The organism is Enterococcus sp., assembly GCF_022711995.1.
In the GTDB taxonomy this organism is placed as follows: Bacteria; Bacillota; Bacilli; order Lactobacillales; family Enterococcaceae; genus Enterococcus_D.
In genome coordinates this window covers 1-21,693 of record NZ_JALAHI010000030.1, presented here as the reverse complement: position 1 = coordinate 21,693, position 21,693 = coordinate 1, and the positions used below count along the sequence as shown (strand labels likewise).

The 21,693-nt window shown below is 38.7% G+C and carries 22 protein-coding genes; 5 read left to right on the top strand and 17 right to left on the bottom strand.

What is annotated here, in order from left to right; all coding sequences use genetic code 11:
* Nucleotides 1-3: 3 nt before the first annotated feature.
* The 4 genes from mdcD to Q0A12_RS02375 are packed head-to-tail and all read right to left on the bottom strand — an operon-like array spanning nucleotide 4 to nucleotide 4,549.
* On the bottom strand, nucleotides 4-1,680 hold the full coding sequence (gene mdcD / locus Q0A12_RS02390) for a biotin-independent malonate decarboxylase subunit beta (protein WP_291291112.1): 1,677 nt from the start codon (nucleotides 1,678-1,680) through the stop codon (nucleotides 4-6).
* The gene (locus Q0A12_RS02385; protein ID WP_060814921.1) at nucleotides 1,670-1,969 is read right to left on the bottom strand and encodes a malonate decarboxylase subunit delta; all 300 of its coding nucleotides are present in this window, start codon (nucleotides 1,967-1,969) and stop codon (nucleotides 1,670-1,672) included. Before Q0A12_RS02385 ends, mdcD begins: the two co-directional genes overlap by 11 nt.
* A gap of 16 nt (nucleotides 1,970-1,985) precedes the next feature.
* Entirely contained in the window at nucleotides 1,986-3,632 is a 1,647-nt protein-coding gene (mdcA, locus tag Q0A12_RS02380) for a malonate decarboxylase subunit alpha (RefSeq protein WP_291291111.1), read from the bottom strand.
* A 5-nt stretch (nucleotides 3,633-3,637) separates the two neighbouring features.
* Nucleotides 3,638-4,549, bottom strand: coding sequence for an ACP S-malonyltransferase (locus Q0A12_RS02375; protein WP_291291110.1), 912 nt, complete (start codon nucleotides 4,547-4,549; stop codon nucleotides 3,638-3,640).
* Between the two features lie 117 nt (nucleotides 4,550-4,666).
* On the opposite strand from Q0A12_RS02375, the gene Q0A12_RS02370 reads away from it, so the two are divergent.
* Nucleotides 4,667-5,521: a LysR family transcriptional regulator gene (locus tag Q0A12_RS02370; protein ID WP_291291109.1), complete on the top strand. Its 855-nt coding sequence runs from the start codon at nucleotides 4,667-4,669 to the stop codon at nucleotides 5,519-5,521.
* A gap of 123 nt (nucleotides 5,522-5,644) precedes the next feature.
* Here the strand turns inward: Q0A12_RS02370 and Q0A12_RS02365 are convergent, their stop codons facing one another.
* Entirely contained in the window at nucleotides 5,645-5,956 is a 312-nt protein-coding gene (locus Q0A12_RS02365; protein WP_291291108.1) for a hypothetical protein, read from the bottom strand.
* Between the two features lie 250 nt (nucleotides 5,957-6,206).
* Between Q0A12_RS02365 and Q0A12_RS02360 the strand changes: the two genes are divergently transcribed.
* Nucleotides 6,207-6,749, top strand: a complete 543-nt coding sequence (locus tag Q0A12_RS02360) for a hypothetical protein (RefSeq protein ID WP_291291107.1) — start codon at nucleotides 6,207-6,209, stop codon at nucleotides 6,747-6,749.
* A 98-nt stretch (nucleotides 6,750-6,847) separates the two neighbouring features.
* Here the strand turns inward: Q0A12_RS02360 and Q0A12_RS02355 are convergent, their stop codons facing one another.
* The 5 genes from Q0A12_RS02355 to nrdI form a co-directional block, all read right to left on the bottom strand.
* Entirely contained in the window at nucleotides 6,848-7,204 is a 357-nt protein-coding gene (locus Q0A12_RS02355; protein ID WP_291291106.1) for an MmcQ/YjbR family DNA-binding protein, read from the bottom strand.
* Nucleotides 7,205-7,519: 315 nt separating this feature from the next.
* Nucleotides 7,520-8,467 (bottom strand): class 1b ribonucleoside-diphosphate reductase subunit beta, encoded by a 948-nt coding sequence (gene nrdF / locus Q0A12_RS02350; protein ID WP_291291105.1) that lies wholly within the window; start codon nucleotides 8,465-8,467, stop codon nucleotides 7,520-7,522.
* A 26-nt stretch (nucleotides 8,468-8,493) separates the two neighbouring features.
* Nucleotides 8,494-9,420 (bottom strand): ribonucleotide-diphosphate reductase subunit beta, encoded by a 927-nt coding sequence (locus tag Q0A12_RS02345; protein WP_291291104.1) that lies wholly within the window; start codon nucleotides 9,418-9,420, stop codon nucleotides 8,494-8,496.
* A 29-nt stretch (nucleotides 9,421-9,449) separates the two neighbouring features.
* A complete protein-coding gene (nrdE, locus tag Q0A12_RS02340; protein ID WP_291291103.1) occupies nucleotides 9,450-11,606 on the bottom strand; it encodes a class 1b ribonucleoside-diphosphate reductase subunit alpha in 2,157 nt (718 codons plus the stop codon).
* Nucleotides 11,603-12,088 (bottom strand): class Ib ribonucleoside-diphosphate reductase assembly flavoprotein NrdI, encoded by a 486-nt coding sequence (gene nrdI / locus Q0A12_RS02335; protein ID WP_228158728.1) that lies wholly within the window; start codon nucleotides 12,086-12,088, stop codon nucleotides 11,603-11,605. The genes nrdE and nrdI overlap by 4 nt, the downstream gene beginning before the upstream one ends.
* Before the next feature lie 542 nt (nucleotides 12,089-12,630).
* Here nrdI and Q0A12_RS02330 point away from each other — a divergent pair.
* The 3 genes from Q0A12_RS02330 to Q0A12_RS02320 all read left to right on the top strand — a co-directional run bounded on the left by Q0A12_RS02330 (nucleotide 12,631) and on the right by Q0A12_RS02320 (nucleotide 13,862).
* Nucleotides 12,631-12,801 carry a hypothetical protein gene (locus tag Q0A12_RS02330; RefSeq protein WP_291291102.1) on the top strand — a complete coding sequence of 57 codons (171 nt, stop codon included), beginning with the start codon at nucleotides 12,631-12,633 and terminating at the stop codon, nucleotides 12,799-12,801.
* A 119-nt stretch (nucleotides 12,802-12,920) separates the two neighbouring features.
* Nucleotides 12,921-13,325 carry a cytidine deaminase gene (locus tag Q0A12_RS02325; protein ID WP_291291101.1) on the top strand — a complete coding sequence of 135 codons (405 nt, stop codon included), beginning with the start codon at nucleotides 12,921-12,923 and terminating at the stop codon, nucleotides 13,323-13,325.
* A 39-nt stretch (nucleotides 13,326-13,364) separates the two neighbouring features.
* Nucleotides 13,365-13,862, top strand: a complete 498-nt coding sequence (locus tag Q0A12_RS02320) for a tetratricopeptide repeat protein (RefSeq protein WP_291291100.1) — start codon at nucleotides 13,365-13,367, stop codon at nucleotides 13,860-13,862.
* 84 nt (nucleotides 13,863-13,946) lie between these two features.
* Here Q0A12_RS02320 and Q0A12_RS02315 read toward each other — a convergent pair whose 3' ends face one another.
* From Q0A12_RS02315 to Q0A12_RS02285, 7 genes are all read right to left on the bottom strand, one after another.
* Nucleotides 13,947-16,043: a MucBP domain-containing protein gene (locus tag Q0A12_RS02315; protein WP_291291099.1), complete on the bottom strand. Its 2,097-nt coding sequence runs from the start codon at nucleotides 16,041-16,043 to the stop codon at nucleotides 13,947-13,949.
* Nucleotides 16,040-16,345, bottom strand: a complete 306-nt coding sequence (locus Q0A12_RS02310) for an LPXTG cell wall anchor domain-containing protein (protein ID WP_291291098.1) — start codon at nucleotides 16,343-16,345, stop codon at nucleotides 16,040-16,042. The genes Q0A12_RS02315 and Q0A12_RS02310 overlap by 4 nt, the downstream gene beginning before the upstream one ends.
* A 15-nt stretch (nucleotides 16,346-16,360) precedes the next feature.
* Nucleotides 16,361-17,404 carry a DUF916 and DUF3324 domain-containing protein gene (locus Q0A12_RS02305; protein ID WP_291291097.1) on the bottom strand — a complete coding sequence of 348 codons (1,044 nt, stop codon included), beginning with the start codon at nucleotides 17,402-17,404 and terminating at the stop codon, nucleotides 16,361-16,363.
* On the bottom strand, nucleotides 17,391-18,062 hold the full coding sequence (locus tag Q0A12_RS02300; protein ID WP_291291096.1) for a WxL domain-containing protein: 672 nt from the start codon (nucleotides 18,060-18,062) through the stop codon (nucleotides 17,391-17,393). The genes Q0A12_RS02305 and Q0A12_RS02300 overlap by 14 nt, the downstream gene beginning before the upstream one ends.
* A 144-nt stretch (nucleotides 18,063-18,206) precedes the next feature.
* Complete coding sequence (locus Q0A12_RS02295) at nucleotides 18,207-19,682, bottom strand: helix-turn-helix domain-containing protein (RefSeq protein ID WP_291291095.1); 1,476 nt, start codon at nucleotides 19,680-19,682, stop codon at nucleotides 18,207-18,209.
* A 233-nt stretch (nucleotides 19,683-19,915) separates the two neighbouring features.
* Nucleotides 19,916-20,617 (bottom strand): hypothetical protein, encoded by a 702-nt coding sequence (locus tag Q0A12_RS02290; RefSeq protein WP_291291094.1) that lies wholly within the window; start codon nucleotides 20,615-20,617, stop codon nucleotides 19,916-19,918.
* Nucleotides 20,618-20,632: 15 nt separating this feature from the next.
* Entirely contained in the window at nucleotides 20,633-21,451 is an 819-nt protein-coding gene (locus tag Q0A12_RS02285; RefSeq protein ID WP_291291093.1) for an ABC transporter ATP-binding protein, read from the bottom strand.
* Nucleotides 21,452-21,693 lie beyond the last annotated feature (242 nt).

The following is a 21,693-nucleotide window of genomic DNA, read 5'->3' as shown; positions in this document are numbered from 1 at the left end:
TGTTTAATCAGTCCATTCTTCATTCATACGGGCAAAGACTTTATTTGTTTCTAAGCGACCGCCTTTAACAGCAATCTCGTTGGTGTATCGGTTGGTCAACATAGTATCGTTTGTTTGGCGAACATCAAGAATCGCTTCATTGATGGCGTCGATCACTGCATTGACATGGTCAGCGCTGGTTTCTTGATCCGTAATTGATTCTAAGAAAGTGAAAATCGCACCAAGTTTCGTATAATTTTTGATGTCGTAGGCAATACTTGGTACTTTTTCTGCTGCTGCTTCGATAGCTGCGATTGACCGTTTTGTTACACGGCTGGCACTTTCTTTAGACATCGCTTGAACCGTAATGTTGGTACTATTCAAAGCAATTAAGCGACTTGATTGTAACCCATGGGCTAAGAATGCACCAGAAATCGCATTCCCAGCGATGAAGCCAATCACTGGATGTCCTGCTTGACGCAATTTTGCATAAGCTGCAGCACTATTTGCTAAGGCTACGTGGATTCCAATCAATTCTTCGTTATAACCGTAAGCTTGGCTTGGTACGTCGATCACGACAACAACTGGACGTTTCACAGATTTTTCTTTGTCTTCTTGATAAACGGTTTCTAAGACATGAGCCATTTCAAAGCCTTCGATCAAACCAACTTCCCCGTTACGAACACGGTACATTGGGTTTTGTGCATTTGGGACAATGGCTGTGACAACCGCATCTTCGTTGAATAAGTTTGAAGCTGCAGCATAAACTGTGGCACTTGTAGAAGTTGGGTGTTTCAACCCTGTCAATGCCGCAAACCAGTCGTAACCAACGCTTGTAGCAGCATCTTCTGTCCCTTCTGTTACGTTGATTTCCTTCACAGTTGTTGATTTGTGAGCGGCTAATGCTTGATTGTACGCGTCAATTGCCATTGGTTTGGATAAATCTAGTTTAGCCAACAAAGAGAGATAAAAGTCGGCGTTTTCGCTGCGATGACTGTCTTTCTTTTCGTTGATTGCTGCGATCACAGCTGCTTTAATGGCTTCCACGCTATCTGTTACTAATTCATCAACGATTTGCGCATGCAACCGTTGACGGGAACCAATCGTGTTCCAAATCAAATCTTTGTCGCTGGAATCAAATTCACGAACGCCAGCTTCTTGTTCAATTACTTCTGGTCCATTTAAACCGATCCGAGCTTTTTTGGTAGCGATCAAATAGCTCATTAAGGCTGAAGTGATAGACATCCCACCAAATGAACCAACACGACCAGGAACTAAGCCAATGACTGGAACATATTTTTTCAAAGCGACGATCAAATTACCAATTTCAGAAATAGAGAGCAACCCGTAATTGGCTTCTTGCAAACGGACACCACCAGTATCCAATACGATGATTGGATAGATTTCGTGGCCATTTTGGTTTTCTTCCAGTACATGAGTCAAAGCGGCAATGATTTTCGCACCGGAAACTTCACCGATACCGCCACCTTGGAATTTACCTTCCATAGCAATAACAACTACTTCTTTGTCAGCGATTTTACCACGGCTAACAACGATGCCATCGTCACTTTGTGGAACGATATCTTGAGCGACTAAATTTGGTGCGATCATTTGATCAAAAGGTCCAATCAATTCGCGACCATTATCAACTAACGCATTTACACGTTCGCGGGCATTTAATTCAACAAAACTATTTTTCATCTGAAAGTTCCTCCATTGCTTGTGTTAATCGAAGATAGACAACTCCAGGAGTAGCACCAAAGTCATTGATAACCATGTCTGCGGTGATTGGGTAACGTTCAAAGAAGCGTGTCAAAACATTTTGCCAAACATCGCCAAAGCCGTCACTTCCGGTACAAATCTTCACTGAAGTTTCTGCTTTATCTGTTGGGAAAAGTAAAATTTCTAAATCTCCTGAACCCACCACACCAACATGGATTTTTTCTTTGATGGGTTTTGTTGTTTTATAGGTATATGCTAATTGTTCCATTTTGTTCTTCTCTCCTTTATGACCAAGTTCTAAATTTCATAGGTGGTTGATACAAGCCATCAGACCATTCGATCAAATCATCCACAGTTTGAGCAGCTAGTAATGAACGTTTCGCATCGCTGCGTTTGATACCAAGATCTTCTGGCAATTTTACGATACCAGCGGCACGCAATTCATCCAAGGATTCTTTGGTACTCGTCATACCTAATGGTGTTACACCGCCGATTGCTGCGATTGCTGCTTGTTTTTGTTCTTTAGAAGTGGCTTTATAAAGGTAAGCAATTCCTTCTTCGGTCACAATATGAGTCGTGTCATCACTGTAGATCATTACAGGGGCGTTGGCTAAGCCGGCTTGTTTTTGAACGTCCAGTGCATCTAGTGTTTCAACAAAGACAGGTTTTTTGTTTGAGCTGTAAGTTTCGACCATTTGAACAACTAATTTTTGACCTTTGCCTAATGGGTCCTTTTCGTCACGCAATGATTGCCATGCCGGTGTTGAGTGACGACGACCGCCAGGGTTATGCCCCATGTTTGGCGCACCGCCAAAACCAGATAAACGGCCTTTGGTTACTGTTGAAGAGTTTCCTTCATAATCCAATTGCAGAGTAGAACCGATGAACATATCAACCGCATATTGACCAGCTGTTTGTGACAAAGCACGGTTACTACGCATCGTACCATCTTTCCCAACAAAGAAAACATCCGGACGAGCAGCGATATATTTTTCCATCCCTACTTCGCCGCCAAAACTGTGAATGCTTTCGACCCAACCAGATTCAATAGCAGGAATCATTGTTGGATGTGGATTTAAGACCCAGTTTTTAGCAACTTTCCCTTTGATTCCTAACGTTTCGCCATAGGTTGGTAAAAGTAACTCGATAGCGGCAGTGTTGAACCCAATCCCATGATTCAATGATTGAACTTCATGTTCGGCATAAATTCCTTTTAATGCCATCATTGCCATCAAGATTTGTAATTCGGTGATGTTTTGAGGGTCCCGGGTAAATAATGCTTCTAATTGATAAGGTTGATCAGCCAAGACAACGATATCGATCCAGTCACTTGGAATATCGACCCGTGGCAATTCGTCTACCACTTCATTGACTTGCACGATGACGATGCCATCTTTAAAAGCAGCAGCTTCAACGATGGTTGGTGTTTCTTCAGTGTTGTAGCCTGTATAAAGATTCCCTTGTTTGTCAGCTTTGTCTGCAGCGACAAGAACGACATTAGGAATCAAGTCAACGAACAAACGTCCGTATAATTCTAAATAGGTATGAATGTCGCCTAATTTCATCGTACCGTCTTCAATCATTTGAGCGACACGTGTGCTTTGCGCACCAGCGTATGAAAAATCGATTTTTGCTGCAATGCCTTTTTCAAAAATAGTTAAATGTTCTGGACGAGAAATACTCGACATGATCATATGCAATTGATTGACTTTATCTGTATTGACTTGTTCCAAACTTTTTGAAAGGAAGCTTGCTTGTTTTTGGTTATCTCCTTCTAAAACGACTTTGTCACCTGGTTGAATAACCGTTTCTAACACTTCGATAATGGCTTCAGTTGGTACATATTTTCCATCAAGCAAATGTTCGATTTTTTTCATTGTTTGGGCTTTTTTTTCGCGTTTGCTGGCCCAGTTTCTTGCTGGTTTTTCCATTGTGTTCATCTCCATTTTTGATATAGGAATATGGCATCATCAATGCCGTGCTGGTTCAAGTTGATGGTTCGGATCGCTTGGTTTTCACCAAACTTCAGGTGAATCAGCTTTGTTAGGGTATTGCCGGGAGGAAATTCGAGAGCGATATCTGTTCCCATTTCTTTAATGACATCCATCATTTTGTTCCATTGCACAGGATAAGCGATATTTTGCAATAGATCTTTGCGGATCTCTGCTGGATCAGTTGTCAATCGTCCGTCAATATTTTTGACATAAGGACAAGCTGGCGAATTGATCGTGACAGTCTGCAAGAAAGGCTCAAACTTTTTGACGGTTTCGTCCATCAATTCACAATGAGACGGAACTGGAACAGCCAATAGCTTTGCGGTTTGTGCATGGTACGTTTTCGCAAGTGCTAAGGCTTGCTTCAAGCCATGGATGTGACCGGATAGCGTATGCTGCATCGGGCAATTTTCATTGGACAGATACACTGGGAATTCTGGATCAAAACTTTCATTGACCACCTTCTCCGCTTCTGTTCTTGTCAATCCAACGATTACACCCATTGCATAATCAGAAGGATATGCTTCTTTCATCAGCGTCGCTCGATGATAGACCAGACTGGCGGTGCTTTCAAAACTTAGACATTCACTTGCCAGTGCTGCGCAAAATGCGCCGATGGAATGACCCGCAACCAAATCAGGATAAATGCCTGCCTTCTTGATCTGGTCGGTATAATAAGCAGCTTTGACAAGCATAGCTAATTGAATATAGACAGTGTCATTTTCAACATTCGTTGCCTTTTTCAATTGATAGCCGGTGGCTTGTTCCAATCGGATGAAATAATCATCTGGTACATCTTGGATCATGTCGCTTGTTTGGCTGCCTTGACCTGGGAATAAGAAACCTGTACTCATGAAGAACCTCCTTAACAATTTCTCTTACACTGTTATTCTAGTCAAAGTTTGCTATAATAAAAAATGCCAAAATGATAACCATCCATAACAAAAAGGTATGGAAATAAGGAGCATCCCATGAACCTCGAACATTTGCGTTATTTTCAAAAAGTCGCAGAATCTAAAAATATCACTCAATCTGCGCAAGAACTGTATATTTCGCAACCAGCATTGAGCCGGGCCATGAAACATTTAGAAAGCGAAATCGGCGCACCGTTGTTTTATCATACGGGCCGCCACATTGAATTGACGATGTATGGCGAAGAATTTTACCCTTACGTCACAAAGACTCTGGAACAATATGATCTTGGGTTGGAAGCGATCCGATCACTTAACAATGAGATCATCCCTTCTATCACCATCTATTCAGAAGTGGCCTCGGTGTCTATTCCCAACCTTGTCAAAACTTTTGTTGAAAAACATCCAGATATCCAGCTTTCGATCAAACAACACGGAAAAGCTGAAAAGGAAAAAGGTCGGGTCTTTTACATTACTTCGGAGCCGAAAGTCGGAATGACGAATTTACCCATCTTTACTGAACCGATTCTCTTGGCCATTCCTAAAAATCACCCGCTAGCGAAAAAAAACGATCTGAAGACCGCTGATATCGTTGATTTACCGTTAATCATGCTCGTATCGAATACACCATTACGACGTACCATTGACGAAGCATTTGAATCAAGAAAAATTCCTTTGAGTATTGGCGCCACCACGGATGATCCGGCAACATTACGTTCATTGATCAATCAGGGCTTAGGGGTCACCTTCTTTCCTAAAGTGACCTGGGGCTACAAAGAAAGTGCCCCATTCGTATTGCGCACCTTGGATGACTTTCCCCTGTCTCGGACGATTTATCTGTCTTCCAGCTTTACCGAGGGGCATCCCATCGCAAAAATGATCGCGAAAACGTTGAAAGAATTTTATCTCTCCTAAGATCGAAATAAAAAGACGAAGTGCCAATTGCCTCTTCGTCTGCCACCTAATTTAAATGAAGATCACACAAAAAAAATCCACTTTATACGAGTGGATTTTTTTGATCTTTACTGTTTTGCTTGATCAGAAATTGGAAAAGACCACATCATTGATACCTAAGTAATTTAGGACATACAAAAACAGGACGGCTCCGTTGATGAATGTAGAGACCAAGATAATGGCATACCTAATAGAAACGACCCGGTAAAAAAGATGGATCTGGATACGGGCAAACTTTTTTCCGTTATAAGTGAAAGCGATAATCAATAAAATGAGGGTAAAGAATGCCTGTAAGATCATTCCCAGCAAGTACAAGGATTGTGACGGTGCGGAGTGCAATTGAAAAAAGTAGCTAGCACAAGTAATCAAATCAATTAAAATAGCGATGACTGGCATCGAGTATTCCCTCTTTCGTGAATAATGTTTCCATACTATAGCACGAAAATCTTCCACTCGAAACGATCATTTTTGTCACTTCGCGTGAAAAACATAGATTGTTTATATAAAAGGAAAGGTGACAAGCTAAAAACTATTTAATATAGAAGAAAACTCCATTTTCCACTGCCATTCTTTACTATCTTTGTTACTATAATGGTGAACTACTTCTCTCCACTATACACAAGGAGCCACAGGAAGGAGCGTTAATATGACTTACTCGGAACAATTTACCTATGAAGAAATTGAACAAAAATTTCAGACGACGAGTTTTGACCCTACCCCTTACATTGAGAGCACATTGTTCGATCAGTCGTTAAGAGAAAAATTAATTGAAAATGTCATCAATGGCAAGAACCATATTAATTATTATTTCAATAGTTACTTGATTATTGAAAGAGCCTCGTTCATTGAACCCATGCTTTTTTATCCCTACTGGAAGGATTTTTGGCAGCTGCATCAACATCAAAACTCCTACCATCGACGCATCGCTCATGACATGATAAGTAATTTAATTGTATGTGATGTTGAGAATAAGTTTCTTGCTATCAAAGACGACTATCTAGAGATGATTGAAACAGAAAAAATCAGCAACTTATTGCGTATGCTTCAGAATGCGATTCGTGTAGATCAAATTACTCCTCTTGAGGAATTGCCTGCCTTATTCTTGCGTTTAGAAAAACAGTCGCGCCTGACAGAAAAACAGAAAGTAAGAATTGCCAAACTGTATCAGGAATATCAAACTGCTCATTAATAAAAGAAGCCGAATCACAATCGATGAGCCAACATCGGTTGTAGTTTGGCTTCTTTCTTGCAGAATCTTGATTTTCAAGTAAATAGAATAAATAAAATTCAACGGGTTAATGCGTAACTGTTTTTGATCATTTCCCGGATTTGCTCTTCTTTTACCGTGCCATCCAACAAAATCGTGAGCCAATGGTTTTTGTTCATGTGATAACCAGGAAAATACCCCGGCGCATTGATCAAGATAGAGATCTCTTCAGGCTCTGCTTTCACATCAATCACAGTCACCTGTCCATCACCAGAAATACCTAATTTGTTCCGATCGATGGTCATGATCAGTGCAAACCACTTGCCGGTTTTTGTATGGCGAAAGACTTCATATTCAGGGAATTTTTGGAAAGGATGGTCTTTTTGAACATTCTCCAATGTGCTGGCGTAATCCCTTATCTTTGTTTTAAGGTCCATTTTCTTCCTCCTTTTCAATCAAGGCTATCATACCATAAAGACTACAATAGCAAGAATAAGGTTATCTCCTCTCATTTCTCGATTGTCTGACAGCCAACGTAAGTGAACAGGAACAAAAAACTTTTAAAAAACTCATTTTATTTGCCACATTTTTTCACTTTCAAACGAACAAATTGACAAGAGTTCCTTCTCAAAAAAACTATAAAAAAACTGCACTGAAAATTTCTAAAAAAAAACAGCTATTGCCTCTCCTACGTCTTGCTCTTAGCAAAAAAAAGAAGACCCCAATAACGGAGACTTCTTTCTATCAAAGGTTTAAAAGTCGTAATCGTCTTCTTCCATGGCTTCTACACTGCCCATCAAGTACCCCGCACCGACTTGTGAGAAGAAATCATGATTGGCCGTTTCTGTTGAGATGCCGTTCATCACGATCGGATTGATATCTTCGATCGTCGCATGATCAAAGCGTGCCTGAAAGCCCATGTTTTGCAATGATTTATTGGCATTGTAGCGAACAAACTGTTTGACCTCATCCTCCAAGCCAATTGGTGCATATATCTCTTCTGTAAAACGGAACTCATTTTCCAAAAGATCGTCTAGTAGTTCATCCATCCAGATTTTGAAAGCTGCTTGCTCCTCAGATGAAAGTTTAGCAAAACTCAACTGAAATTTGTAGCCGAGATACGTGCCGTGAACGGACTCATCCCGGATCACTAATTTGATGATTTCTGATAAGTTGGCCAGTTTATTTTGACCGCGATACCAAAGGGGCAAGAAGAAATTATTGTAGTAAAGAATACCTTCCAAATAGACACTTGCTACTTTCTTTTTCAAGTTGTCTTCTGTTTGATAAATCTCATTGATCCGTTGCACTTTATATTGCATCCGTGGATCATTGTTCATCCATTCATAGGTTGCTTCAGTGACGGCTTTTTCATTTAATGAGGTTAAGATCGTACCATAACTTTTGGCGTGGATCGATTCCATCATTAGAAAATTATTGATAACGGCGATCTCTTTATGGGTCAATGCGTCTTCCCGCATCACATTTACGCCTTCTTCTGATTGCAATGTATCCAATAGCGCTAACCCACCGACAACTTTATTCAAAATACTTTTCTCAATGTCTGATAAAACCCGCCAGTCTTTCAAGTCATTGGATACCGGAACTCGCGTATCTAACCAAAATTGAGCAGTTGCTTTGTCCCATACATACTCATCAAATTCGTCTTCGATCACATTCCAATTTACTGTCTGTTCCATTGTGTTATCCTCCTTTAACGAATGCCTTAAAACTCGTAATCCCCGTTTTCCATCTCTTCGGTTTTGCTGCTTAAAATCAAGCGTGATTGTTTCTGCAAGTCATCGATGCTAGTAATTAGATTTGTGATTTTGGTTAAAGTGGCAGTTGGCAAATCATAAGAAACCGATTGAGGGAAACCCAATAGATGATAGAAATAATTCGTGGCATAGTGAAGCAATTCCAAGCCGATGATCGGTTCGCCGATTTCTTGTATGAAATCGACTTCTATCGAAAGCATTTCTTCCACCAGCTGGTTGACCCACGCGATAAGTGCAGTGCGTTCTTCCGCTGACAACTGCTGACAGGCAAGTTGGAACTTATAGCCAAGATAAGCGGAATAAATACTGCTACCGCGCAAGAGATTGCCAACAAGTTGATTGGTTTGAATCAATGAGTCTTTGACAAAAACTGGAGCAAGTCTTCCATAGGTTAGAATGGTCTCACACAAAAGAAAAGCTGCTTTTTTTTGTAATTCATTTCCGGTCTGATAGCTCTCGCTGATTCGTTGCAGTTCCCTTGCCAACGCAGATTGTTGATCCGCAAAAGCATAGTAAGCAGCGGTTTCTTCTTCATCAATAAAGGCACGGAAAAATGTCGTGATCGCCTTGGTATGAACAGACTCCATAAAGGTGGTGATATTCAAAACAGCTTCTTCTTGTTGGGTTTGAATGCCCCGACGCAAGCTAGCAGCGCCATATTCCGATTGCAAGGTGTAATTCACAGATAAACTGGCAAATAGCTTGTTCAGTTGATCCTGTTCTTGGACAGAAAGGTTTTCCCATTCTGCGATATCCTCTTTCAAGGGAATGCGGGTATCCAGCCAAAAATTATTGGTTAATTTTTCCCAAGTGTATTGGTCCAATGCATCCTGCAATTCATCCCAGTTGACTGCTTTATAGTACAAATAATTCATTGTTTCTTCTCCTTCAGGTTTGGCTTATGTTAGATCATGCATGAAGTACATTCGTTGGCGGTATGGATCTCGTCATCTTCGGTAAATGTCCGCACATAGTACAAAGATTTGATTCCTTTGGTCCAAGCATAGTTACGCAACCGATTCAAGTCTCTGGTAGTCATCAGTGAAGTCCCGTTTTTCTTCCACTCATAGATTCCTTCTGGCAAAACAGAGCGCATGAATAAAGTCAAACTCATCCCTTGATCAATGTGTTTTTGAGCAACTGCATAGGTATCAATGATTTTGCGCTGATCCATATCATATGCCGGAGTATAAAATGGCAGGGTCTCATCACTTAAAAATGGTGCTGGGTAGAAGATCGACCCCACATTGTTTTCTTGGCGTTGTTCGATCAATTGGGTGATAGGATGCAGTGACGCACTTGTTTCATTTACATAAGAAATCGATCCATTCGGTGCGATGGCGAGACGATTGCGGTGATACAGCCCGTACTCAGCAACAGATTCTTTCAATGTTTGCCAGTCAGCTTTTTTAGGCAAGCAGATATTAGCAAAGAGTTCTTTGTTTTTGGCAAATGTTAATTCGAAGTCTGATGATAGGTAAGTATCAAAATAGGTGCCGTCTGCATAGGTCGATTTCTCAAATCGATGAAATGTTTCCTGGCGTTCTTTTGCGATTTTATTACTTGCAACTAAAGAATAATAGTTCATTGCTAAGAAGAAGGCCTCAGTAAATTCCAACGCTTCTGGACTGCCATATTCGATTTGATTTCGGGCGAAGGCGGTATGCAACCCCATTGCCCCTAAGCCAATCGTGTGATACAGGTCATTTCCTTTTTTGATACTTGGGACTTGCTTCACTGCGGTTAAGTCAGAAACGGTGGTCAATGCCCTGACTGCCGTTTCAATGGATTGACCAAAATCAGGAGAAACGATCAAGTTCATAATATTCATTGAACCTAAGTTGCAAGAGATATCTGTGCCAATCGTTTGGTAAGACAGATCGTCATTCAAAATTGAAGGCTCTTGCGGCTGCAAGATTTCACTGCAGAGATTACTCATAATGATTCTACCCTCTACTGGATTGGTACGATTGGCCGTATCGATATTCAAAATATAAGGGTAACCAGATTCCTGCTGAAGTCTTGAAATTTCTTGTTCAAGTTCTCTCGCATTGATGTAGACTTTGCGGATTTCATTATTTTGGACCATTGCATCATATTCTGCGGTTAGATCAATGTAACTGAAAGGCTTGCCGTATACTTGTTCCACGTCATAAGGACTAAACAAAGCCATTGGCTCATTTGTTTTCAACAACTCATAATATTTATCCGGGACAGTGACCCCTAATGACAGTGTCTTTACCCGAATCTTTTCATCCGCGTTTTCTCTTTTGGTTGCCAAAAAAGCAAAAATATCTGGATGGAATACATTTAGATAAACGACCCCTGCCCCATTTCTTTGACCAAGCTGATTGGAATAGCTAAAGGAATCTTCCAATAATTTCATTACCGGTAAGACGCCAGAAGAAGCATTCTCAATCTTTTTGATGGGATCGCCCGAGCTGCGAAGATTCGAGAGATTGACTCCCACACCACCGCCAATTCTTGAGAGTTGCAAAGCTGAATTGATGGCACGTCCAATCGCTAACATCGAGTCAGAAACATCAATTAGAAAACAGGAGACCATTTCACCTCTGCGCTTTTTACCAGCATTTAGAAAAGTTGGGGTTGCCGGTTGATACCGTTGATTGATCAGTTCACCAGCCACTTGTTGAGCCAGCGTTTCATCCCCATTTCCTAAATACAATGCATTGTAGAAGACCCGATCATTGAAAGTTTCCAGCCATTTGGCTTTATCATTTGTCTTCATCGCATATTGGGAATAGAACTTATACGCTCCTAGAAAACTCTTAAATGCAAATTTCTGATCAACAATTTCTTGATAAAGATCAGACAAAAATGACCAGGAATATTTTGAAATCAATGCTTGATCGATATATTCATTTTCAATTAAAAAGTGTATTTTTTCTTTGAAAGAAGGAAAAGCGATAGTTTTTGGTTCCACTTCTTCGTTAAAAAAAGCGTGTAATGCTTCCTTGTCATATTGCAAAGGAATTTTCCCATCCACTGGAATGTTAACTAGATTATTCAAATAAAAATAGGATGTCAGTTCATCGTTCATAGTGATCCTTCTCTCTCTTTCTTTAATTCTGCTAAACTTTGGCAAATGAGTAGTTTTTCGCCGATTCGCTGAACATCTTTTGTGGTTCCTTTTAACTCATATTCATCCAAGTATGGAAAACCAAAATGCTCTGCATATTGATGCGCAGTCAAAGCGAATTGTTTGTTGAAATTTCGGTTGCCGCTCCCGATGATTCCATAACAATTTTCGTAATTTTTTTCAAAGGTCAAATACTCTTTGAGGGGTGTGGTAAGTATTTCTTGATAGCCATTATCGGTCCCATTGCCCCCTTCTAAAAAGGCTGGCAAAAAGGTGACAAATGGTTCAGTGATTTTCTGGAATGCCTGTTTGTTGGTAACAATTTCTTTTACATTCCATGAGTGTACTGCTATATTTTTTGGACGATAATAGGCTTCTAAACGCCTAATAAAGTCTCTTGTATTTCCTGTTAGACTGATATAAAGAATGTTGATTCTTTTCACATCGATCCCTCCTACTTCTTCTTGGAACACGATATATAGTATCACTGTCACGAATCAGGCACAATATATTGTGTTATATTTTCCGGAGAAAATTTTTTTCATCGGAGTTTTTGTGAATTTACACTTCTTTTTCATGAAATCTTTATTCTTTTTTAGTATGGAAAATGTGTTCCTCTTCACTTGTAAACAGAAAAAAACGACATCCTCCAAAAGACCGATATCCGTCTCAGTTTCTTTGGTCTACAGCCTTCAATTGGCTTATCCTTAATGATTTTTGCGTCGGATACTAGTCATTCATTTGACGCAAAAGTTGTGAATGATTCTGTGGTTCAAAATATTCAGTTGGAAAATAGGAGAAAACCATGAGAGAATTTTTGCAGTTCTGGTCTTAAAAAATAACATTTCTGCCTTTCATTATGTCTTTCATATGGAAACTTTTAGCATAAATCTGTCAAAAGTAATCACTTTCTCTGCTTCTGCTTTGAGGGAATTCATTTTGTACGTAAAGTATGCTATTGTTAGGAAAAAGAGGTGTTTTGTCAATGTCGAACAAAAAAATAAGTCATGTTTATTTCGCAGTTGCTTTCATTAATTTTCTGGCCTCCGCGTTGCTGCTTTTTGCTAAGGGAAATTTAGCGAAAGTCGCCAGCATGATCTTTTTTATTAGTTTCATGGTGTACATTGGTTTAGCAATCAAAAAAGGACGCACCTAAAACGGCGAGCATCCAAATCCTTTCGCCATTCAGTGCCTAACTTTTCTCTGCTTCTGAGAGCGAAGGAATAAGCTTTTTTCAGACTAAAGACAATAAAAAATCAAGCAAAGGAGTTTTTCATGAAAGCTGAAACAAAACTTTTTGAAACGGTTAAATCCGAGTTACTTCAGCGGTATCCGACAGGTTGGGGTGGTGTTGCTGGTGCCTATTTAGAGAATGATGAAATAGTGATTGGCATCTCGCCAGACTTTCCCAATGCCGGTTCTAGTGTGTGTATGGAACTAGGTTGTATGTTGGAAGCGGCTAAAATGAATGCTCAAATCACCCATACCCTCTGTTTGGTTCGAGAGGACGAAAACGCTCCTTTCAAAATTCTTTCTCCCTGCGGCATATGTCAAGAACGGCTTGCTCTTTGGGGTGGCGATGTGTTATGCGCATTGACCACAAAAGATTTTCACAGGATTGAATTTGCAAAGTTGAGCAGTTTGCAACCTCATCACTGGCTGAAAGCTTATCAAGAATAATATAATTTGATTATGTCTACTAGGAATGGGGAAACATAGATGAAGAAAAACCAACTGGCTATCATCGAAACTGCCATCCAGTTACGCAAAGCTGGAAAGCTTCAAAATTCAAATGATCTATTGCTAAAAACCTATCCAAGTGATCCCGAGAATGCCTATTTGAATTATCAAATTGCTTGGAGCTTTGATGTCTTAGGGAAAGAGTCACAAGCGGTGCCTTATTATGAACGCGCAATTGAATTAGGCTTGACGGATCCAGATCTGGAAGAAGCCTATCTCGGTTTGGGAAGCACGTATCGCGCTTTAGGGAACTATCAAAAAGCGGAAGAAGTCTTGCGTGAAGGACAAGATAAATTTCCGACAAACAATGGGTTAAAAGTGTTCTATGCGATGGCTCTTTTTAATCTTCGACAATACAATCAATCCAATCAAATTTTATTAGAACTACTGGCACAAACTTCATCGGATCAAAAAATCAATGATTATCGCAAAGCGATTGCTTTTTACGCTGACAAAATGAATCAAACATGGGAATAGAAAGGCAAAAAAGGACTAGCTGATTCGCTAGTCCTTTCAACTTTTCTTTGATAAAAGAGCGCTGGATTTTATTACTCAAATTACTTAGTCTGGTGCATCTTCAAAGGTCCAGCGTAGAGAACCATGATAGCTTCCCACACTATCAGAAGGATAAACAGTCAATTTTAGATCTTTCGATAAGTCAAATGCAGCACTTCCACTTCCTGTCCAGATTTCTTGCTCGGCATGATTGATCCGTAAGTCTGTTTTATCGCCTTTTAGGATTAACCGTTGAGCTAATACGTCTTTCTGTTTATTCGTAAGCGGCTGTTCTTCTTTTACTTTCACTGTCCAGTGACTTTCATCTAACTTACTATGATCTTCTACTTGAGCATTATCTTTAGTAGTTGAGAAAACAGTTTTTTCCTTTGAAGGAATGTGAACTTTACCGAAACTAATTTCTTCCGGAAGAGAGAAACTTGGCCCCTTTTCTTTTTCAACTACTCTCGTTTCCATATTCGATTCCTGTCCGTCATTATCTTTCATATAGAAAGAAACTTCATGGCCTATCCATTGTTCTGGAAATGCAAAGGTAACTTTAGCATCCCCTTTTTGAGGAGCAGACGGAAATTCTTTTATGACCTTTTCTTCCTCCTGATACTTGGCAACGAAAGAGAGAGTTGTCGCTTTCTCTTTTGAAGGATCTTGAGAGTATTGGATAGCTAACTCTCTTTTATTGTTAAATCTTGAGACTTGTAGGGGACTTTCTTTATTAAAAAGTTCAAAGTGTAAAGGTTGCCCTTTTTTGTATCGATGAACAACCAATTGATTATCTGGTAAAAAGGTCCCTTTGTCTTGTCTATTATTTTTAATTGGTGTGTAGCCAGCTATTTCAGGGTAATCATCAGATAAATCAAATGATGTTGTTAAAATCCCTTTTTTTGTTAACGAGGCAAGAAGAATATTGTCATTTTCATCAAGAAAAGCAACAGTTACTTGACTACTATAGTTGACTAATGAGGACGCCGATTTTTCTCCTAGGTTAGTTCCATCGAAGATTGTATTCACATTAAATGGTAAATCTAAGTCACCATCTGAAAGAATGGAAGGATCCACAGGATGTTCATTGCCTATCCATTTTAGTATTACTTGGTATTGTAAAACGGTATCATACAAGCGATTATCGCTAGGATTCTTAGCAACAATTTGGATTTTTTTCTCATCTATCATCTTGCTAGTAAATAAATCTGTAAGATCATCACCAGCAAAATTTGTGACACAAACTTTCTCAAATTCAAACTGTTTGGTTTTTTCCACTTGATCCAAGTTGAAATCAATCTCTATCTGTTGAGATTTCTGCCATTGATCTACATTAGGAATGGTTTGTTTCGCATTCAGCGAAACTCCTTTTACTTTTTCAAATTTAGAATCTGATGCATAAGCCGGAGGAAATTCTGGTTTAGCCAAAAAATCTGTAAAGTAAACAATGGAAGATGGCGTATTATCATTATTATGGACAACAAAAGTCATATTGGAAATGGCATTGGTCACTAACTCAAATCTTTGTCTTGGATCGCGCCATGGAATTCCTGGCGTTTGATTTTTTAGATAGAGCCAATAATCATCTTTCCCTCCATCCCAAGTATCATAAAGAATATGTGTTGGATTATTTGCATATAGAGAATGAATAAGATCCCCTGGGTCCTTATATCCAATATACTTATTTGCGTTTAATCCGTAATAATTAAAAGCTGTTTTTATTATCATTGGATTCCCATCTTGATCAATAAAATCTAGACTTACCATTACTTCTCCAACAACAGTTATACCTAAAAAATATGACTTATCAAAGCTTATTGAACCGCCATCCATGTTGCTCTTATTTTTTTTCAAAGTTACTAGTAAATTTACTGATTTTCCTTGATAATAACCTACGTTTTTAACCACTGCTTTACTAAGACTAGCAGCACTCTTACCAACTGTTAAATAATCCGAGTACACATCGCCTTCAATTGGTTCAATCGTTGTATTTTCACCGTAATGCATGATAAACGTGTTTTCAGCAGGGGTCACTGATTGATTGGCCCAATGAAAGTAGCCTAGATCCGTTAAAGGCCTTGGGGCTGCTTCTGCAGTCACTGCCCCAAAAAAAAGACCAGAGAATAGAATCAACCAAAAGAATAACTGCTTATATTTTCTCATGAGGCATCCCTTTTATCCTTCTGATTCTTCAATAAGTAAAGTGTAGTTGCTACACCAACGAATAGTACACCAAATCCTTGAAATAAAAATGGTCGTTCTTCCCCGGTCTTTGGTAATGTTTTCGGGCCAACCGCTATTTCGTGATCCCCGGCATTTACCTTCTCCATGGGGATCACTTGATTTTTATTAGTAGGTTGATAAAAAGAGATTCCCACTTCACTATTCACTTGTTCACTTGCAGATACCGATGTTGCTCCCCCAAAAATTAAAACCAATATGAACAGACTAAAGAGTTTTTTCATTTTGTTTCCCCCATTCTATGGCTGTTTACGTTTCAAATTGAAAATATAGCCGACTAACACAAGAATAATCACCAAAAACAGTGCGGCAATGAGATAAATCATTGTGTGATTCTGTTCTTTTACTTCGACTGCTTTCGTGTTTAGTTCTTCATCTTTCCCCTTGATCTCAAACTCTTTCTTTAACTGCCACGTTTTTCCTTGTTCATTCTTCAAATCAATGTTCAATTCGTAGATCCCTTTTTTTAACGGTTCGTTGTTCCAGCTGATTGGTAGGCTGAATTTTGTTCGTGGAGCAAAAGAGATTTTTTTATCCATCTCTTTTAGCACTTCTTTTTGGCCTTTTTTAGTGACTGTTGCATGCATAGCCAGTTTACTCATGAGGACGGGTTGCGAATTTTCTAAATCAGCAAAAACCGTCAAATAACCATTATCCAAACCGGGTGTGACTTTTGTTAACGCAAATTTTGGCTGTACTTCTTTGCTGGAGCAAATCAATTTCGCCCCTATCGTATAAGCAAATTTGTTGTTTAGAGTAAATCCTTTGGCTTGTTCTTCTTTTCCTTCCGTGTCTTCATAGCAATAAAATCCGCCTAGTACAGTCCCATCAAAACCTTTTTCAGGAATTTCCAGTTCAAAAACCACCTCTTTTTCTTCCTCTGGTTTTAAGGCGATTTTTTGTGATTTCGAAATCAGTTCTTCAAAAGAAGGTCCTCCGAGAAGTTTTTCTCCATGTTTGGAATAGTCAATCGCCCCATTCTGATTGGTTACTCCGTTGTTTGCTTCTACATTGACCTTGATGTCCTTTGTACTGGTATTTCGCAGTTTAAGAATCAATTTTTGTTCGCTGCCAGGAGTAACTTTCAAATCGTAATAGCTTGCTTCTGATTGTTGATTTTCTGGCAACACTGCCTGTGCATCAAAAGAAACTTTATTCGTTGTTTTTGAATCTGTTTCTGCAAAACCATTTAAGGGAAATGTAGCTACTAAGAAGAAGACAGAAAAAAGAAAAAAGATGGAGAATGCTATTCCCCATCCTCCGTGATTCTTAGGCTGGCGCATCAGTTAACACCCACGTTAGATCTGCTGTATAGGCTTGTGCTTCAACACTAGCTCGTGGAACATACAGCTTCACGTTTTGGTTATTGCCGTCTTCCCCTTCAAAAACAGCAGCGAAGCCACCGGCACCTTGCCCTTCTTTAGCAAGCATTAAGTCTTGGTATTGTTCATTCAAATCAACTGTTGTGTTTGTCATTTTTGGCATCGGTGATTGATTGTTTTTAGTTACAACTTTACCATTCGACAATGTCATTTTGGCTCCTGTTAATTCATGACCATTTTCTCCAACAAAAGGTTTTAATGTTACACCAAGCGACCAGCCTTTTGCCCCACCCCGGGTGTCATTTACTTGAACGTGTGGTTTTTGGTTCAATGCAAAGTAAGTTTCGTCTCCTTGAGAGATTTCATGTTGACCAAAGGTAATGTTCGAAGCGAAAGGAATCGATAATGAACCGGTATCTCCTGTGCTTGGATCGTCATCATGGGTATCATCAGGAACGATTGGATCTACATCTTCTCCTGATCCCGGTGTAAATGTTACGTCAGTTTTGTTTGTAATCCCTGTTAATTGACTTTCTTGACTCTCTGCGAAAGCAGTCACACCTGTTGCGATAAGCGTGAGTAGTCCTAGTGCGGTTGTAGCAACCAATGTTTTTTTCATTTTATAATTCCTCCTAGATAATAATTGATCTAATTTAGATCTAAGATTATTCTGACACGATTACTATGGGTTTTCTAGTTCAAGAATTTTCATCTTTCTTGAAAAAAGTTACGATTAAATTGTAAAAAAAAAGCAAGTCCGCGTTTAGCGATAACTTGCTTTGATCGTTGTTAACTGGTACAAAACCTCACCTAATTGGTGCCAATTTCTTTCAGTAGGAATGTTCTTCATTAATATCAGGGGGACTTCGCCTGTATTGAAGTAATAATTTGAAATGACCAAATCAACATCCCCTACATCTGTTTGATAATCATAGAATGCAAAGGTATAGGAATGCCCAAAGAGTGCATTGATCTTATTCATTAACCACAGACGATGGGTATGATGTAAATCATCGTGGACTAAAATTTTTACCGGATCAATATAAAATGAGAATAAATCGTAATAATCGAGAATAAAGTAATAATCTAAAAATAGTTGTTCCCAATTTTCAAGAAGTTGAGCCACCTCTTTATCTTCTGTATCGCTCATTCGCAGATGAAATTCTTCGAGAATGCGATTTTTTTGGGAACTCTCTTCTTTTACTTCATCGCTGTAAGAACGATTAAAAAAAAGATCGGTATTCCCGAAGAAGAAAGAACTACGCTCATGAAATGCAATAAAATTAAATAGTAATTCAGGATCATCAATAGCCAAAGTAAACTTAAACATCTCCTTTAAAACTTTCGTCAAATGTTGGACGACTCTGTAGGAACATGTCTGATGTTTTCTTTGCGCCGCAGCATAACTATTTTCGTATTGGCTATTTCCATCGATAATGCCAAATGAATAAATCACTTGGTAAAGAAAATAAAGTTCATTTTCATCAAGAATGAGCCCTGTTTGACTGTCCCATTGACGCAGACGCACAAAATTTGGGTCATCATTGATCACAGTTTGATCCTCGACAGGAACAACAATCTTCTTGATCCTACTTCTCTCTAAATTAATTGCTAACCAGTAAGAGAATATCCTTTTTTGCAAGGGTTCCAATGTGATTTGATAGATTTTTTCAAATGATTGGATTAGACTTTCTATTCTATCGAACTTAATTTGGAAAGGCCATTTATCCTCAGTTTCTCTAGTGGCGTTCCAATAAAAGTAATAGAAAAAACAGCGGATGTTTCGCTCATCCGCAGTCAATTGTAGTCGATAGGGATGGAAATGTATTCGATAACGATGAAAATACGGTTCAAGAAGCTTTGCGTAGCGAAGAACCGTTGAAACACTTGTAAACTGGTTTTCAGCAAATTTTTTCAAGTTCTTTTCCGGGTGATGGTACATGAACTGAATCAAATGATAATTGTAGGATGCTTTGTAAAAATAAAGATAGATAGTGTATATCGGAAAATCTTCTTCTTTTTGGATCTGAAATCGTTTGTTTTTATCATTCAACAACCAAATTTTCCCATCATACCTTTTGAATAATTCAGTCAGTTCCTCTAGATAGTTTAAGATGGATCGATCCGTTAAATGGAGAATCCTTTTTAATTCGTTGATTTCGCAAGGAGTATTCCTTTCCAGTAAATAATCTAATAAGATTACTTTCTTCAGTGATGTTTTTGTTAGAAATGTTTGCACTGTTCCCACCTCAAATCTGATGAATTGTCTTTTATTGAATCGTTGCGATTCTCTGATCTTCTTATCTCTAGCTGATTGATCAAGGCCAGAGACAATGGCTTTAAGAGCCGAAAAAAATCACCTACATATCGGTTGATCGTAGGCGAATTTTGAAATTAAACGTTTTAAAGAATCTTTTTAAAGACGGATGTTCATTCGTCAACGAACAGATATTGTTTTACTGAATGATCCATTTAGAAATCAATCCTTTTGATTCTCCAATTAGCTATCAGATAAAGAATAAGAACCACAGCTGCTGTATACACAAGATCGATTGCTGCAACGGATCCTACTCCTAAAAAACTAAGCAAATAAAAGGGTGTCTCAAAGAGAAAAGAAAGCCCGATATTTGCTGCACCAATCGAGATCAATATTGGTAACAGGATCAGCAGCAAAATCGTGATGGTCATTAGTGTTACCCCTTCATATTTAACAAAAAGAGCTAGAATCAACGCAATGCTCAAATAGAAAAGCGGACACAACAGATAAGCCCCTATTGAAAGCAGAACGGGGTCCCATAAAACGGTCACTTGAAAACCAAATTGGAAGACCAGACTAAAAATAACCAGTAATATTCCTGCCACAATACCTAGAGCAAGTGCAGAGAGAAAAAGCGAAAGAAGATAGTTCCTTCTACCTTTCTTTGTTTTAAAGAAGAAATCGCCAATATGCGTGTTTTGATCGTCTATTAAAAAGTTAACAGCTAGTATAGGCAACAAAATAGGGAAAATAAAATTAACGGCGCCAAGATAATCAGTGAAATCCAAAGGATCTCCCATGAAATAGTTCAAGAATGGCAATGCTAAACAAACTAGGCTAACTGCAATTAAATATTTGCTGCCAAAAGAGACAACGCGTCTTCGAATATCTTTTCTTGTTAATACGGATACATTCATTATTCTTGCTCCTTCCTACATTGAAAAATACAGCTCTTCCAAATTTGATTGGTATTTTTTTATTTCAGTTGGAAATAAATCAAAACGAACAAGTAATTTCATTAATTCAATTCTTACCGAAGCGTCTACGATAAAGGTTTCATTTAATTGTTCATATTCTCCAATTTGGCCGATCAATTTCTCAACGTTGGTTATGTCTTCTTTTGAGAAAACAAATTGATAACGCTCTTTTGCGCCGAGTTCCGCATGATAGACAATTTCGCCATTCTTGATGAAATAAGCTCTGTCACAAAGTTTCTCTAAGTCTCTTAAAATATGGCTCGATATGATTATCGAGAGATTTAAATCTTTCGCAAGGTGTTTCAATGTGTCAATGGTTGCTTGAATTCCATCTGGATCAAGACCGTTCATCGGTTCATCCAAAATCAATAAATCATTCTTATTAATGAGTGCGATTCCCATTCCTAAGCGTTGTTTCATGCCTAAAGAGAAGTTCTTCACTTTTTTGTTTTGATAGCCTTCCATGTCAAAAAGCGACTCGATATATTCTAGCGAATAACTATCATTAGACATAGCTTGAAAATAAGCTAAGTTTTCTCTTGCTGTCTTTTTTGGAAAATATTTTGGTCCATCAATCAACATACCCACCCGTTCATCGCCAATCACTTCTCCTGTATAGTTAACCGTTAAACCGCTCATTATCTTCATCGTGGTGGTCTTGCCAGCACCATTAGGACCGATCAACCCAACGATTTCTCCCGGTCGAACTTCGAGGTCGATATTGGTCAAAATCGACTTATTCTCAATTGTTTTAGAAATCTGTTTTAATTCCATTTCCCCACTCCCTTTTCATTTACTATCACCAACTGTTAAAAAACACGCCTTTTAAACGAATTTCTTGAAAAATTTTTCTATCTACTCGTTTAGAAGGAAAATTCCTGATGCTTTAAAAGAAATGATTTCTCTTAAAGCGAATAAATCCACCATTGCCTTTTTGAGACGCAGTATTACCACTTAACTACAATCTGAAGACATAAAAGTTTCACCGATAATTTTTTGAATTTACCCTTATTATT